This is a genomic window from Flavobacterium sp. PL002 (genome assembly GCF_054165825.1).
This window is the reverse complement of sequence record NZ_CM135110.1, coordinates 2961598-2976917: the sequence shown is the minus strand read 5'-3', so window position 1 is coordinate 2976917 and position 15320 is coordinate 2961598. Positions and strand designations below refer to the sequence as shown.

The window sequence follows — 15320 nt, the reverse complement described above, 5'->3', positions numbered from 1 at the left end:
GTGCTGTTATTTTGCTGCAGGAGCTACTGCTGCTTCGTCTACCCATATTTCACCATCTGGTGCTTTTGGGTCTACAGGATTACTTCCTTTAAGAGAGATAACATAACTTGCTACCTTTTGCATTTCTTTAGGTTTCAAAGTTCCTTTCCAAGAAATCATTCCTTTACCATCACGACCTCCATTAACAAGAGTGTGAAAAATATTTTTAATTCCGCCACCTAAAATCCAGTGATCATCAGTTAAGTTTGGACCAATTTGACCACCTGCATCAGCTCTATGACAAGCAGCACAATTAGTAGTGAAAATTGTTTTTCCCTCAGCTAAATCAGCTGGTTCTGTTAGTAAAGTAACTGTTTTTTCATCCATTAAATCTGGAGCAGTCTTCATATACTCTGCTACATCAATTTTGGCTTGAGCCAATTCTTTCTTCAGTTCCATTTCTTGGTTGTCTCCACCCATCATCTCAAAATGAACAAAATACACGACCCCAAAAACGATACTAGCATAAAACAAATACACCCACCATGGTGGTAAATTATTATCTAATTCCTTGATACCATCATAATCATGATCTAATAAAATATCAAGTTCATTTTCAATAGGTTCCGTTTTAGTTAATTTTTGCATTAAATTTTTGAACCATTCGCTTTCTTTGTAGCTAACTGTACTTGCTACTGCTAATTGCTCTTTTTGCTCCTCGGTAAGCATTTGATACGTAATATTATCAATCGCTTTAATTGTTATTTCGATCGCTATTAAAAGAAACAGGAATACAAATAAGAATAAAGAAACCATAGGGTACCTTATAAATGCGGGCTGCGAACCTGAATCTATGAAATATTCCATTGCGCCAAACACGAAAAAGAAAATTACGGGTACTCTTACGTATGCTGGGATTAATTTTTTCATTTTAATTATTTTGAAATTATACTTTTATTTATCGTTCAATGGCATTTGACTCAACTCTTCTATCTTTTCCTTTTTATAAGAGAAAACCCAAATTCCTAATCCTACGAAAAAGAAAAAGAAAATCAATAATGACAGAATGGGATAAATCGCAACACCTGCGATGGTTTCCATGTTGTGTTTTATTTGTTCGAACATATTTATTTTTTTTTAGTTTCTAAGGTGCAAAGTTTCAAAGTTTTTAGATTCGAAAATCTGTAATCCTTGACTTTGAAACGCTGCCTCTCAATTACTTTTTATCTTTTACTTTGATATCAGTACCTAACCTTTGAATGTATGCTATTAAAGCAACAATTTCTCTTTGGTGCATTGGTACAAATTCTTCTCCTTTTGCAGCTGCTTTTTTCTTGCTGTTTTCATAACTTTTTACAAAGTCAGGATCAGCATGCAAATTATCTTCAATTTTTTGAGACTGAATTTTAATAGCATTTTTAGCATTTGCTACTTCGGCATCACTGTAAGGAACTCCAAGTGTTTGCATCACTTTCATTTTTCCTTCAATATCTGAAATATCTAACGGTTTATTATCAAATAACCATTTGTAACCTGGCATAATAGATCCCGGTGAAGTACTTTGTGGACTCCACATGTGGTTAAAGTGCCAGTTGTCATTGTACTTGCCACCTACTCTAAGTAAATCTGGTCCTGTACGTTTTGATCCCCATAAAAACGGGTGATCGTAAACAAATTCTCCTGCTTTAGATTGTGGTCCATAACGTTCCACCTCTGAACGGAATGGTCGTACTGATTGCGAGTGACACCCTACGCAACCTTCTCTAATATATAAATCACGACCTTCTAATTCTAAAGGAGTGTATGGTTTTACACTTGCAATTGTTGGTATATTAGATTTCACCATAATTGTAGGTACAATTTGGATCACACCACCAATTAAAATAGCGATAGTAGCTAAAATTGTTAATTGAATTGGTTTTCTTTCTAACCAAGGGTGGAATTTTTCACCTTTAATACGACTACTGCTAATTTTCTGTAATTCAGGTGCTTCAGCTAATTCATCCTCAATTGTTTCATTAGCCATGATCGTTTTAGTGATGTTATAAACTAAAACAAGCATTCCTGTAAGGTATAAAACTCCACCTATTGCACGCATCCAATACATTGGCATAATTTGCGTTACAGTTTCAAGAAAGTTACCGTAAGTTAAGGTTCCGTCTGGATTAAATTGTTTCCACATAGAAGCTTGTAAGAAACCTGCAACGTACATTGGTAATGTATACAATATGATTCCAAGTGTTCCTATCCAGAAATGGAAGTTGGCTAATTTAGTAGAAAACAAAGGTCCTTTGGTCATTCTTGGAACCAACCAATAAATCATACCAAAAGCCATAAATCCGTTCCAAGCTAAAGCCCCTACGTGAACGTGAGCAATAATCCAATCTGTAAAATGCGCAATTGCATTTACGTTTTTAAGTGATAACATAGGTCCTTCAAAAGTAGCCATACCGTAACCTGTAATCGCTACAACAAAGAATTTAAGTACTGGTTCCACACGAACTTTATCCCAAGCACCACGTAAAGTCAATAATCCATTAATCATACCTCCCCAAGATGGAGCAAGTAACATGATTGAGAAAGCAACTCCAAGGTTTTGAGCCCAGTTAGGCAATGCCGAATATAATAAGTGGTGCGGTCCTGCCCAGATATAAATAAAGATCAAAGACCAAAAATGCACAATAGACAATCTATAAGAGTATACTGGACGATTTGCTGCTTTAGGCACAAAGTAGTACATCAACCCTAAAAACGGTGTGGTTAAGAAAAATGCAACCGCATTATGACCGTACCACCATTGCACTAAGGCATCTTGAACTCCTGCATAAACAGAATAACTTTTCATTGAAAACAATGAAACAGGAATTTCTAAACTATTAAAAATATGTAAAACAGCAACGGTAACAAATGTTGCTAAATAAAACCAGATTGCTACATATAAATGACGCTCTCTTCTTTTTATCATGGTTCCAATCATATTGATACCCATCACTACCCAAATAAAAGTAATGGCAATATCTATAGGCCATTCTAATTCTGCATACTCCTTTGATGTAGAGTATCCTAAAGGCAAGGTAATGGCAGCGGCAACAATAATTAATTGCCATCCCCAAAAGTGAAGTTTACTTAAAAAATCACTGTACATTCTTGCTTTCAGCAATCGTTGCATAGAATAATACATTCCAGCAAAAAAAGCATTTCCTACAAAAGCAAAAATAACTGCATTAGTATGTAAAGGTCTTAATCTCCCGTAACTCAACCATGAAATTCCATCAGTTAAGTTAGGAAAAAGAAACATTGTAGCTAGCGTAAGCCCTACAAGCATTCCCACTACACCAAAAAGAATGGTAGCGTAAATGAAATTCTTTACAATTTTGTTGTCATAATAAAACTGCTGCATTTCCATAATTAAATTTGTTTTTCTTTTATTGTTTGTATTTCTTTTTTTGGTGTTTTCTTGATTTCATCATCGAATAGCATTCGTACTGATGGCGTATAATCATCGTCGTACTGACCACTTTTTACAGCAATTATGAACGCTACAAAAAACCCAATAGCAACACATATGCTGATTCCGATTAATAAATAAATGACACTCATACCTTAAAATTATGTTAACAAAATTACTTTATTGGTTAATCATTAAATATGATATATATCATATTTACCTATTTTATGGTAAAATTATTAATGCTTTTTTCTTCTTAAATTTTTAGCATAATAATTACTCATTATAGTTACAAAACTCACAATGGTTATGGTGCTCAAAGGCATGATAATAGCGGCTATCAAAGGTTTTAAATTTGCTGTGACCGCAAATGTTAATCCTACAACATTGTACAATAATGATAAGGCAAAACTCATTTTAATAGTCAACATTGCTTTCTTAGACAACTTCAAGAAATAATCTAATTTTTCGAATTGTTTAGCTTCTAAAATAGCATCACAAGCCGGTGAAAAAACGTTCACATTCTCAGAGATTGAAATTCCAACATTACTTTGTGCCAATGCACCCGCATCATTCAAACCATCACCCACCATCATCACATTTTTACCCTCGTCTTGTAGTTTTTTAATAAATTCCAGCTTTTGTTCTGGTTTTTGATTAAAAATAAGTGCAGTTCCTTTGGGTAATAATACCTCTAGAATTTCTCGTTCTCCTTCATTATCTCCTGATAATACTTTGATTTGGTAATCGTCTTTTAGATTTTTAAATAATAATTCTAAACCTTCTCTGTATTGATTATTGAAAATATACTTTCCGAGATAAATACTGTCAATTTTTACATGAACAGCTGTTTGTAGATTATTACTTTCAACTTTATTTTGTACAAAAATCCCAGAACCTATTTGCACCTCAACTCCATCAATTGTTGCCACAATTCCTTGCCCTGTGATCTCTTCAAAATGAGTGGTTTTTATTTTTGTGCTGTCTGGCAAATAATCATACAACATTCGGCTCAATGGATGATTACTCGCTCGAAGTACATTTTTTAATTGTATTGTATTTTGGTTCGAAAGCGCCTCACCTTCGTACACTATATTTGATTTCTTATTGGTTGTTATCGTTCCTGTTTTATCAAAAACAATCGTATCTACTGCCGCTAATTGCTCAATTACCAACGCATTTTTAAGATAAAACTGCTGCTTGCCTACTATTCGTAGTACATTCCCCATCGTAAACGGAGCAGTCAGCGCCAGCGCACAAGGACAAGCTACAATTAGAACGGCCGTGAAAACATTAAAAGCAGTATTGGTATCAATAAAAATCCAATAACCAAAAGCCAAAAATGCAATGGACAACAAGGCTGGAGTAAAATACCTGCTAATCGTATCGGTTATGGTTTTGTGTTTGCGTTCTACATTTTTTTGAAAAACATCGTTACTCCACAATTGCGTTAAGTAACTTTGTGAAACCGAATGTAAGACTTCCATTTCAATGACTTTGCCCATTTGTTTTCCTCCAGCAAATACTTTATCGCCAGAGTTTTTAGTTATAGGGTCTGCTTCTCCAGTGACAAAACTATAGTCAATGGCGGTTTTATCACTAATTAGTATTCCGTCAACGGGAATTAGTTCTTGATTTCTAATTAATAATCGGTCACCTTTTTGAATATCATAAATAGGCACACTCTCTTCTGAAGCATCGCTATTGATTCTGGTAATTGCTATTGGAAAATAGGATTTAAAGTCTCTTTCGAAACTTAAAAAACTATAGGTTTTGATTTGGAACATTTTACCAAGAAGCATGAAAAAGATCAAACCCGTCAAGCTATCAAAAAAGCCCGAACCGTAATCGAATAAAATATCGACTGCACTTCTAACAAACATGACGATAATTCCCAAAGCTATAGGAATATCAATATTTAGCATTCTTGATTTGATGCTTTTGTAAGCCGAAACATAATAATCTGAAGCAGAATAGAAAAATGCAGGAAGTGATAATGCAAAGATTAATCCTCTAAAAAAAGGTTTGAAACTATCCAACCAAAACTCTTTTACCTCAAAATATTCCGGAAATGAAAGCAACATAATATTCCCAAAACAAAAGAATGCTACTCCTAACTTATAAGTTAAACTTCTATCGACATTGTTTTTTCCGGTCTCATAATTCTCCAAGCTGATGTAAGGTTCATAGCCAATAGCACTTAGTAAATACACTATTTGCTTAAGAGAAACCACTTCGGGATTGTACGTGATTCTAACTTTCTTTTCAGGAAAATTAACCTGTGAAGTACTTATTCCTTGTTGAAGACGTTGTAAATTTTCCAGAATCCAAATACACGAGCTACAATGTATGTGAGGAATACTAAGTGAAACCACAGCGGTTGCAGCTTCTTGAAAATCCAATAATTTTGCGACAATACTTTCATTTTCTAAAAAATCATATTTCCCATTTATATCTAATGGAGTTGCTCCAGGGGCATTTTCAAAATCATAATAGCATGTCATATCATTGACACTAAAAATCTCATACACCGTTTTACAACCGTTGCAACAAAAGCTTTTTTCGTCAAAAATAATTTCTTCTGATTTTATAATATCTAACCCACAATGGAAACAGTTTTGTGTGTCCATAACTTTGCTCATTTTACCTTTTGCAAATTTCTTAAAGAAATGCAAAATAAAATATGATATATGTCATACTTAATCATTAAATTTGAATCCCATAAAAACATACAAAATGAGTAAGTGTGACCAATGTATTGTAAGGCAATTCAGCGCTTTGAAAGCGCTAAACAAAGAAGAAGTTATTAAACTTGCAGAATGCAAAACTTCTTACAAAATAAAAAAAGGGGAAACTATTTTTACCGAAGGTGAAAATGTAAACGGAATCTTTTGCATCAAAGATGGGGTTTCAAAACTAAGTAAATTGAGCCAAAATGGTAAAGAGCAAATCATTAAATTAGTTACTAAAGGGGAATTATTAGGACAACGCTCCATGATTAGTGATGAACCTGTAAATTTAAGTGCTGTAGCTCTTGAAGATATGGAGGTTTGTTATATCCCAAAAACAGATGTTATGGGATTTTTTGATACCAACAATGAGTTCTCTATGAATGTGATGAAAAACATTTGTGGTGATTTAAAAGATTCTGAAACACATACCGTTTCAATGGCGCAAAAAACTGTAAAAGAAAGATTAGCAGAAACTTTAATATATCTTGAAAGTACTTTTGGAAAAAACGAAGACGGATCACTACATATTCAATTAACTCGCGATGAGTTAGCAGGAATGATAGGGACCGCTACCGAAAGCTGTATTCGTTTATTATCTGACTTTAAAAAATTAGGACTGATCGATTTATCAGGAAAGAAAATCACGATTTTAGAATTAAATAAACTAAAAAAATTAGCTGAATAAATTATTATTTTTTATTCATTAAAAAGTAATAAACAGGAATTCCTAACAATACAATCCCTAGGCCTAGACCTGTATTAACCGTATCATACACCAATAACGTCAAGCATATCCCTGTAGTAACCAAAACATAAAGCGCCGGTACAAATGGATAACCAAAAGCTTTGTACGGTCGTTCTGTGTTAGGCTCTTTTTTTCTCAAAATAAAGACTCCTAGGATGGTTAAAATATAAAACAATAAATTTGCAAAAGTAGCATAGGTTAATAAATCTCCGAATTTACCAGAAACTGCTAATACGCAAGCCCAAATACATTGAACCCATAACGCTTTAGCAGGAACTTGATTCTTATTCAGCTCCGTAGCTTGTTTGAAAAACAATCCGTCTTTTGCCATAGCAAAGAACAATCTACCTCCAGATAATATTAATCCGCTATTAGCACCAAAAGTAGAGACCATGATTAAGGCTGCCATTACAAAAACGCTCACATTTCCCATAATCATACCTGCTGCTGCTGCTCCTACTCTGTCGTTACTGGCAAACATGATTCCGCTATCAAAAGCTGTCGCAGCTCCTGGCGTACCTTGCATGGGTAACAACGCTAAATAAGCTACATTAGCTAGTACATAAATAATAGTAACGATCAACGTACCAAGAAACAAACTTCTGGGGATATTCTTTTTTGGTTCTTTGATTTCTCCAGCTATAAAAGTAACATTATTCCAAGCATCACTTGAAAACAAAGAGTTGATCATGGTTGCAGCTGCAGCACCTAGCAATGCCATACCTGTTAATTTAGTAACTGTAATGGTACCGTTGGGTTCAACCACTGTTTTACTAGCTTCCCACATATTAGTAAAGTTATCCGAAAGGATATTGGTTTGTAAACCCACATACAACCCTAATATTATTAAAGCAAAAAGCGCAATTAACTTAGCTGAAGTTAAAATCAGTTGAACTATTTTTCCGCTTCGAACCCCTTTAGTATTAATATATGTTAGCAAAATGATACTAAAAACAGCAAGTACTTTACTATTTGTAAAACTAAAATTAGTACCGATGGTAAAAATAACGTCGTCTAAAGTTGGGAAAAATATTGCCGAATAATTTGCAAATGTTACGGCTATAGCTGCAATTACACCTGTTTGTACGACTGTGAAAACGGTCCAACCGTATAGAAAAGAAACTAACCTTCCGTAAGCACGCTGAATGTAAACAAATTGTCCACCGGCATTGGGCATCATTCCCGCTAGTTCACCATAACTTAAGGCCGCAGCAACTGTAATTAAACCTGTAACCAACCAGATTACTAGCAACCATGCAGCCGATCCTATGTCACGCGCCATTGCTGATGTTACTATAAAAATCCCCGACCCTATCATCGAACCCGCTACTAAACTGGTAGCGTCAATTAATCCTAACGAGCGTTTTAACTCCGTTTTATTTTCTGACATATTTAAATGTGTATTGACTTGATTTTTTGTTTTATGCGTTCGCTAAAATAAACTTATATTTTGTTCGCTTCTTCCCAATTTGAAATATTTGAAAATCACCCATTTTCCAATTCCTGTTTTTTAGGAAGCCGCTTCGCTTCTTCCCAATTTAGAATATTTGAAAATCACCCATTTTCCAATTCCTGTTTTTTAGGAAGCCGCTTCGCTTCTTCCCAAAAAACATCCATTTCAGCCAAGGTCATGTCCATTAAGGGTTTTCCTAGTTCGCCTGCTTTGCTTTCAAGGTATTGGAAGCGTGTGATGAATTTTTTATTGGTGCGCTCTAACGCATCCTCAGGATTTATGTTTAAAAAACGGGCGTAATTAATCATCGAAAATAAAACATCACCAAACTCGGCTTCCATTTTATCCTGATCGCCAGCTTTAACCTCAACTTGAAGTTCCTCTAACTCCTCTTGCACTTTTTCCCAAACTTGATGAGGCTCATCCCAATCAAAACCTACTGCTTTAACTTTATCTTGAATGCGACTTGCCTTTACAAGTGCAGGCAAACTTTTAGGAACACCTTCAAGAACAGAACTTCTTCCTTCTTTCAGTTTTAGTTTTTCCCAATTTTGCTTTACTTCTTCTTCGTCTTTTACAACAGTATCGCTGTAAATATGCGGATGACGGTGAATTAGTTTTTCGCAAATTTCGTTACACACATCAGCGATATCAAAGTTTTTTGTTTCGCTTCCTATTTTAGCATAAAAAACAATATGCAACAATACATCTCCCAACTCTTTCTTGACTTCATTTAGATCATTATCTAAAATAGCATCACCCAATTCGTAAGTTTCTTCAATAGTTAAATGTCTTAACGATTGCATGGTTTGCTTTTTATCCCAAGGACATTTTTCCCTTAGGTCGTCCATGATGTCTAATAATCTCTCAAAAGCTTGCAGCTGTGTTTGTCTTGAATTCATAGCAATAGGTTTTGTGTAAAATTAAGAAATCCTGTAATCTAAAAAAGTAGATTACAGGATTTCTTTGTATGTATTAAGAATAATTATTCTTTAACTTTTTTTTCTTTTTTTGGTTTTTCAGCAACTACTTCCTCAGTAACAGCTTCAACCGCTTCTTCTACTGCTGGAGCATCAACAACTAAACCTTTACCGTGAAGTATGTTGTACCAATTTAAAATTTTCTTGACATCTGATGGATATACTCTATCTTCATCAAAATCAGTTAATACTTCTCTAAAATAAGCTAATAAAGTAGCATTGTCTTCTTTATGAGAAATTGCAGGACCATTGTTTTCCTTTTTTGCAATATTGTTCATAATTTCAGTTAATGGCTTCTCTCCTTCGTAAGTATAAATTGAAATCTCAGATAATAAACTTACGTTACTTTTTAAATTTACTGTAATCTTTTTTCCATCTGCTAATGATTCTGCAACAAACCCTGAACGTGTTTGTACTCTAAGAACATATAAACCTGGCTTTCCAGAAATGGCTAATATTTTTTCTAAATTCATTTTTCGTTTAATTATTATTTAAGAATTTGATTTGTGTTATGTTTTTTTTTAAGACCAAAGACCATACCAAAATAAGACTGTAATACCCAATTACCTACCCTTTTTGGCAACGAATCTCATTCTATAATCTTGAAAAGTCTTTCCTTCTGTAATATTTTTTAATTTCTTCTGAATTAATCTCTTTTTTAAAGACGAAATTTTATCTGTAAATAAAACACCTTCAATATGATCGTATTCATGCTGAATTACTCTTGCAATCAAACCTTCAAATACTTCCGTTTTCATTACAAAATCTTCTTCGCAGTATTCTACAGTTATTCTTTCGTGTCTAAAAACATCTTCACGAACATCTGGAATACTTAAACAACCTTCGTTAAAACTCCAAATTTCTCCTTCCTCAAGAATTATTTTAGCATTTATAAATGTCTTTTTGAATCCTTTTAATTGGTTTTGTTCGTCTAGTTCTAAATCTTCATCATCACTAAAAGGAGTAGTATCAATTACAAACAAACGAATTGCATTTCCTACTTGTGGAGCAGCAAGACCAACACCGCATGCATTATACATCGTATCATACATATCAGCAATTTTCTGCTTCAATTCTGGGTGCTCTTCTGTAATATTTTCCCCTACTTTTCTCAAAACGGGGTGACCATATCCTACAATCGGTAAAATCATTGCTTTTTTGTATTAAATATTATAATCTACAAGTTTAGAATTTTCATTCTTCAGTTGCAGTTTGCAAAAATAGTAAAAAATTAGAGAATGAATAATTCCAACCTCATAAATAGTCTTTTTTTATAATAATCTATTAAATGCCCCTTTAATATGAGCGTCTTAAGTCGTACAATCCTTACCTTTGCTGGTAAGTGCTATAATCTATGATTTCTAAAATACAAAAGTTTACCGACTCTACTTATTTCACAAATGCTATAAAAGTAACCATTGCTTCTGTTACTCCTGTGCTGTTTTTTATCTATCTAGGTCATTTTCAGATGGGTTTTGCTATGGCTTTAGGAGCTTTCTTTACCTATCCCAGTGATATTCCTAGTAATCTAAAACATAAAGTTAACGGAATTTTAGTTACTGCTTTTATTGTTTCAGGCGTCAACCTAGTAATAAATTTAGCCTATCCTTATCCTATTCTTTTTTACCCTTTATTGATTGTACTGATTTTTAGTTTATCCATGATTTCAGTTTATGGACAACGTGCCACTATGGTTTCTTTCTCGGCATTATTAGCTTTGGCTTTAGCTTTTGCCCATATTCAAACCGGTTGGGAAATCTTAAAGTACTCTGGACTCATCCTTAGCGGAAGTTTATTCTACTTACTAATCTCCTTAATATTTCACTATTTACGCCCCCATCGTTATATTGAATTACAACTAGCGCAATGCATCCAGCTCACCTCTAAATACTTAAAACTTAGAGGAGATTTATGGAAATTAAACTCCGATAGAAAAGCAATTACTAAAAAGCAATTAGACCTTCAAGTGGAGCTGAATGTAATTCATGAAAACATTAGAGAAGTATTGGTTAGAAATAGAGCTAATACGGGTTCTTCTAATCAAAATAGAAAAATGTTGATGACCTTTATTTCCCTTGTAGAAATAATGGAATTAGCTGTTTCAAATTCATTTGACCATAATAAACTACATCAAAAATTTGATGCACATCCTAATGTTTTAGGCACTTACCAGAAACTAGCTTACAATTTAGCAAAAACATTAAAAAAACTAGCCATAGCTCTTGAAGAAAGCAAACCTTATACAGCCAAACACGACTTAATTAATGACCTTCAAAAATTAGAAATTGCAATTTCTGATTATGAAAATGACACTGGAAAAGAGCTAGCAGATGAAGGCGTTTTTATGCTAACAACTATGTTGCATTACGCCGAAAAACAAGTGGAGAAAGTCAAAGTCTTAGAACGCACCTTTACTTCTAAAAAAGTAATATCCGACTTTAAAGATAAAGACAAAGACCTTGAAAAATTTATTACGTCGCAATACTACCCTTTAGAAACATTGATTGAAAATTTTAGTTTTTCATCGACTGTTTTTAGACATTCTTTGCGATTAACCATTACATTACTCGTTGGTTTCATCATTGGTCAAATTCTTCCTTTTCAAAATACCTACTGGATTGTCTTGACAATTGTTGTGATTATGAGACAAGGTTATGGATTGACTAAGCAACGTACGTATCATAGAATTTTTGGTACTTTTCTTGGCGGAATAATTGCTTTTGGGTTACTATCTTTTATTCATCAACCAGAAGTTATAGGTGTTTTAGCAGTATTATCAATGATTTTAGGTTTTTCGTTTACACCAACGAATTACAAAATAGGCGCTACTTTTATTACTATTTATGTGATTTTTATCTACGGAATTTTAACCCCTAATATTCAAGACGTAATTCAGTTTCGTGTTTTAGATACCCTTGTAGGTGCGCTACTTTCTTTTTTAGCAAATAGTTTTATTTGGCCCTCTTGGGAGTTTTTAAATGTTCCAGCTTATTTAGAAAAATCATTTATAGCAAACCGCAACTACTTGCAAGAAATCTCTCTTTTTTACAATAAAAAAGGAGAAGTACCCAGCTCTTATCGTTTGGCTCGAAAGCATGCTTTTGTTGATATAGGAAATTTGATGGCTTCTTTCCAAAGAATGTTACAAGAACCCAAGTCCAAACAGAATCAGTTGCCACAAGTTTATAAATTAACGGTGCTTAACCACACCTTACTTTCCTCTGCGGCTTCATTAGGTACTTACATACAATCTCATAAAACATCTGAAGCTTCAGAAGCTTTTAATGCCGTTGTAGACAGAGTGATTCAAAATTTAGATTATGCCATTTTAATTTTAACTGAGAATGATGCCGCTGTAGCAAACCGAATTACTAGTGAAGACATCAGCAAACGCTTTACAGAGCTCAAAAATATCCGCATCAAGGAATTAAAAAATAGAAGTGAAATAAATGAAGAGGAATTTCAATTAAAAATGCAAGAAGCGTATTTAATTATTGAACAATTGATTTGGCTCAACAACTTGTCAGAGAATATTGTTAAGTCGACACAGTTGCTTATGACAATAAAAAAAGAAGCCCAATAGCGAACTATTGGGCTTTATAATTAATCTTTCAACTTTAAAATTGTTGAAGTATGTTTTCTTATTTCGTTCGAAAGTTCTGGTTTGTCATTCAAAGTTTGACCGTAGGAAGGAATCATTTCTTTAAACTTAGCTTTCCACTCAGGAGAAGCTGCTTGTTCTTTAAAGCATCTTTCTACTAAATCAACCATAATGGAGACTGCTGTAGAAGCCCCTGGAGACGCTCCTAGTAAAACAGCAAGAGAACCATCTGCAGTGGTAATAACCTCTGTTCCAAACTCTAATATTCCGCCTTCTTTTTCATCTTTCTTGATTACTTGTACACGTTGTCCTGCGCGCTCAATAACCCAGTCTTCTGATTTTGCATTTGGTACATACTCTCGTAACGCATCCATTCTGTCTTCCATAGATTGACGTACTTGGTCAATCAAATATTTGGTTAACGGAATGTTTTTAATTCCCGCAGAAATCATTGGCCAAATATTATCTGTAGTGATTGACAAAGGCAAATCAGAGTACGAACCATTTTTTAAGAAACGTGTAGAAAAACCAGCAAACGGACCAAATAACAATTGCTCTTCGCCATTAATCATTCTAGAATCAATGTGTGGTACAGACATAGGAGGCGAACCTACACTAGCTTTACCATATACTTTTGCGGCGTGTTTTTTAATAACTTCAGGATTGGTACATTTTAACCATTGTCCACTAACTGGAAAACCACCGTAACCGTCACCTTCAGGAACATCTGCTTTTTCTAATAAGGGTAAAGAACCTCCACCAGCACCAATAAAAACAAACTTTGTATATACTTTCCTTTTTTGACCTGTAGCCAAATCAGTGACTTTTATTCTCCACGTTTTGCCATCACGTTGCTTTAATTTATCAACTTCATGGTGGTAATGGATCTTAACTCCATCAAGAGTTCCTAAGTAATTAAAAATACTTCTTGTTAATTCTCCAAAATTGACATCAGTACCCATGCGCATGTGCGTAGCTGCCATTTCTTCAGATCGATCTCTACCTTCCATAACAAGAGGCATCCATTGTTGCATTTGAGAAAAATCAGTAGTAAAAAGCATTTCTTTAAAAAGTTGATTAGGCTGTAAGGCTTCAAATCTTGTTTTTAGGAAGGCTACATTTTCTTTTCCCCACACAAAACTCATGTGCGGAATACTTTTTATAAAATTCTCAGGTGAGGGCACTTTGTTTTGTTCTACTAAATATGCCCAAAATTGCCTTGAAACTTCAAACGATTCTGCAATACTGATCGCTTTTTTAGGATCAATACTTCCGTCTTCTTTTTCAGGAGTATAATTCAGTTCACAAAAAGCAGAGTGACCAGTTCCAGCATTATTCCATGCGTCAGAACTTTCAGCAGCTGCAATATCTAATCTTTCAAAAATCTCTATTTTAATATCAGGTTGTAGTTCTTTTAGAATTAAACCAAGAGTGGCACTCATAATTCCAGCTCCTATAAGAACTACTTCAGTATTTGATCGAATTGTTGTATCAGGCATAGCAAAAAAATTTAAAACACAAAGATACTTTTTATAATTGCAAAAAAAAGTATAAATTGAGGTAGAAAAGTTACAAATTAAGAAAACATTATATTTTTTATATTTCGTTCATTCTGACAGCTTAAAATCTTTTACTCGATAAATAATCCTGAAGCATAATTGTTGCCGATATTTCGTCAATTAATGCCTTATTTTGACGGTGTTTCTTACTCAATTTAGTGTCAATCATGGATTGAAATGCCATTTTAGAAGTAAAACGCTCATCAACCCTAATGACTTTCATCTCTGGAAAATGATTAGTGAAATGGGTTACAAAACCTTTTATCATAGAAGCGCTCTCTGACGGTTGCCCATTCATTTGTTTGGGCTCCCCAATTAAGACTGCTTCTACTTTTTCTTTGGTAAAATAGTCCTTTAAGAAAGCGATTGCTGTTGCGCTAGGAATTGTAGTTAATCCTGAGGCAATAATTTGCATTTCATCAGTTACAGCAATTCCGGTACGTTTTTGTCCATAGTCAATAGAAAGTATTCTAGGCATAATGAGGTTTTAAGATTGCAAAGATACAGGAATATGCTTTTAAAATAATGTTGAACCAATTATCTACAGTTGATTTACTTTCATTAACATTACAGTTCGTTTTTTATAAATAGATTAGAGAATGATAGCAGTACTATTCTGCGTAAGGGATAGCAGAGAAAAGCCCACAAGCGGGTGATGCGATAGCTTCACTCGCTGAGGACTTGTAGCGAATAGCCCGACAGTAGTAAAAAAGGCAGCACTATATCGTTAATAGGTAACCAACTATTTCTTGCCTTTTTTACTACTGATACGCCCAAATACAAATGAGATAGCTAATGTTGATTCTGAAACAATAAAAACAAA

The 15320-nt window shown here is 34.0% G+C and carries 13 protein-coding genes; 2 read left to right on the top strand and 11 right to left on the bottom strand.

The window, feature by feature from the left end:
* Nucleotides 1–6 precede the first annotated feature (6 nt).
* From ACVEGE_RS12975 to ACVEGE_RS12955, 5 genes are all read right to left on the bottom strand, one after another.
* Nucleotides 7–909, bottom strand: a complete 903-nt coding sequence (locus tag ACVEGE_RS12975) for a cbb3-type cytochrome c oxidase N-terminal domain-containing protein (protein WP_173853125.1) — start codon at nucleotides 907–909, stop codon at nucleotides 7–9.
* A gap of 24 nt (nucleotides 910–933) precedes the next feature.
* Nucleotides 934–1104, bottom strand: coding sequence for a CcoQ/FixQ family Cbb3-type cytochrome c oxidase assembly chaperone (locus tag ACVEGE_RS12970; protein WP_173853126.1), 171 nt, complete (start codon nucleotides 1102–1104; stop codon nucleotides 934–936).
* A gap of 91 nt (nucleotides 1105–1195) precedes the next feature.
* The gene (gene ccoN / locus ACVEGE_RS12965; protein WP_173853127.1) at nucleotides 1196–3385 is read right to left on the bottom strand and encodes a cytochrome-c oxidase, cbb3-type subunit I; all 2190 of its coding nucleotides are present in this window, start codon (nucleotides 3383–3385) and stop codon (nucleotides 1196–1198) included.
* A 2-nt stretch (nucleotides 3386–3387) separates the two neighbouring features.
* Complete coding sequence (gene ccoS / locus ACVEGE_RS12960; RefSeq protein ID WP_173853128.1) at nucleotides 3388–3579, bottom strand: cbb3-type cytochrome oxidase assembly protein CcoS; 192 nt, start codon at nucleotides 3577–3579, stop codon at nucleotides 3388–3390.
* An 87-nt stretch (nucleotides 3580–3666) separates the two neighbouring features.
* Nucleotides 3667–6057 carry a heavy metal translocating P-type ATPase gene (locus ACVEGE_RS12955; RefSeq protein WP_192499817.1) on the bottom strand — a complete coding sequence of 797 codons (2391 nt, stop codon included), beginning with the start codon at nucleotides 6055–6057 and terminating at the stop codon, nucleotides 3667–3669.
* A 106-nt stretch (nucleotides 6058–6163) separates the two neighbouring features.
* Here ACVEGE_RS12955 and ACVEGE_RS12950 point away from each other — a divergent pair, with 106 nt between their 5' ends.
* A complete protein-coding gene (locus tag ACVEGE_RS12950; RefSeq protein WP_173855639.1) occupies nucleotides 6164–6844 on the top strand; it encodes a Crp/Fnr family transcriptional regulator in 681 nt (226 codons plus the stop codon).
* A 4-nt stretch (nucleotides 6845–6848) separates the two neighbouring features.
* On the opposite strand, the gene ACVEGE_RS12945 is transcribed toward ACVEGE_RS12950, so the two are convergent.
* The 4 genes from ACVEGE_RS12945 to def all read right to left on the bottom strand — a co-directional run bounded on the left by ACVEGE_RS12945 (nucleotide 6849) and on the right by def (nucleotide 10488).
* Entirely contained in the window at nucleotides 6849–8294 is a 1446-nt protein-coding gene (locus tag ACVEGE_RS12945; RefSeq protein ID WP_173855638.1) for an APC family permease, read from the bottom strand.
* A gap of 164 nt (nucleotides 8295–8458) precedes the next feature.
* Nucleotides 8459–9259 (bottom strand): nucleoside triphosphate pyrophosphohydrolase, encoded by an 801-nt coding sequence (gene mazG / locus ACVEGE_RS12940; RefSeq protein ID WP_173855637.1) that lies wholly within the window; start codon nucleotides 9257–9259, stop codon nucleotides 8459–8461.
* 83 nt (nucleotides 9260–9342) lie between these two features.
* Nucleotides 9343–9810: a DUF5606 family protein gene (locus tag ACVEGE_RS12935; protein ID WP_173853133.1), complete on the bottom strand. Its 468-nt coding sequence runs from the start codon at nucleotides 9808–9810 to the stop codon at nucleotides 9343–9345.
* Between the two features lie 90 nt (nucleotides 9811–9900).
* Nucleotides 9901–10488: a peptide deformylase gene (gene def / locus ACVEGE_RS12930; RefSeq protein ID WP_173853134.1), complete on the bottom strand. Its 588-nt coding sequence runs from the start codon at nucleotides 10486–10488 to the stop codon at nucleotides 9901–9903.
* Between the two features lie 203 nt (nucleotides 10489–10691).
* Here def and ACVEGE_RS12925 point away from each other — a divergent pair, with 203 nt between their 5' ends.
* On the top strand, nucleotides 10692–12920 hold the full coding sequence (locus ACVEGE_RS12925) for an FUSC family protein (protein ID WP_192499818.1): 2229 nt from the start codon (nucleotides 10692–10694) through the stop codon (nucleotides 12918–12920).
* A gap of 20 nt (nucleotides 12921–12940) precedes the next feature.
* On the opposite strand, the gene ACVEGE_RS12920 is transcribed toward ACVEGE_RS12925, so the two are convergent.
* Nucleotides 12941–14437, bottom strand: a complete 1497-nt coding sequence (locus ACVEGE_RS12920; protein WP_192499819.1) for a malate:quinone oxidoreductase — start codon at nucleotides 14435–14437, stop codon at nucleotides 12941–12943.
* Between the two features lie 121 nt (nucleotides 14438–14558).
* The gene (ruvX, locus tag ACVEGE_RS12915) at nucleotides 14559–14975 is read right to left on the bottom strand and encodes a Holliday junction resolvase RuvX (RefSeq protein WP_173853137.1); all 417 of its coding nucleotides are present in this window, start codon (nucleotides 14973–14975) and stop codon (nucleotides 14559–14561) included.
* Between the last annotated feature and the right edge of the window lie 345 nt (nucleotides 14976–15320).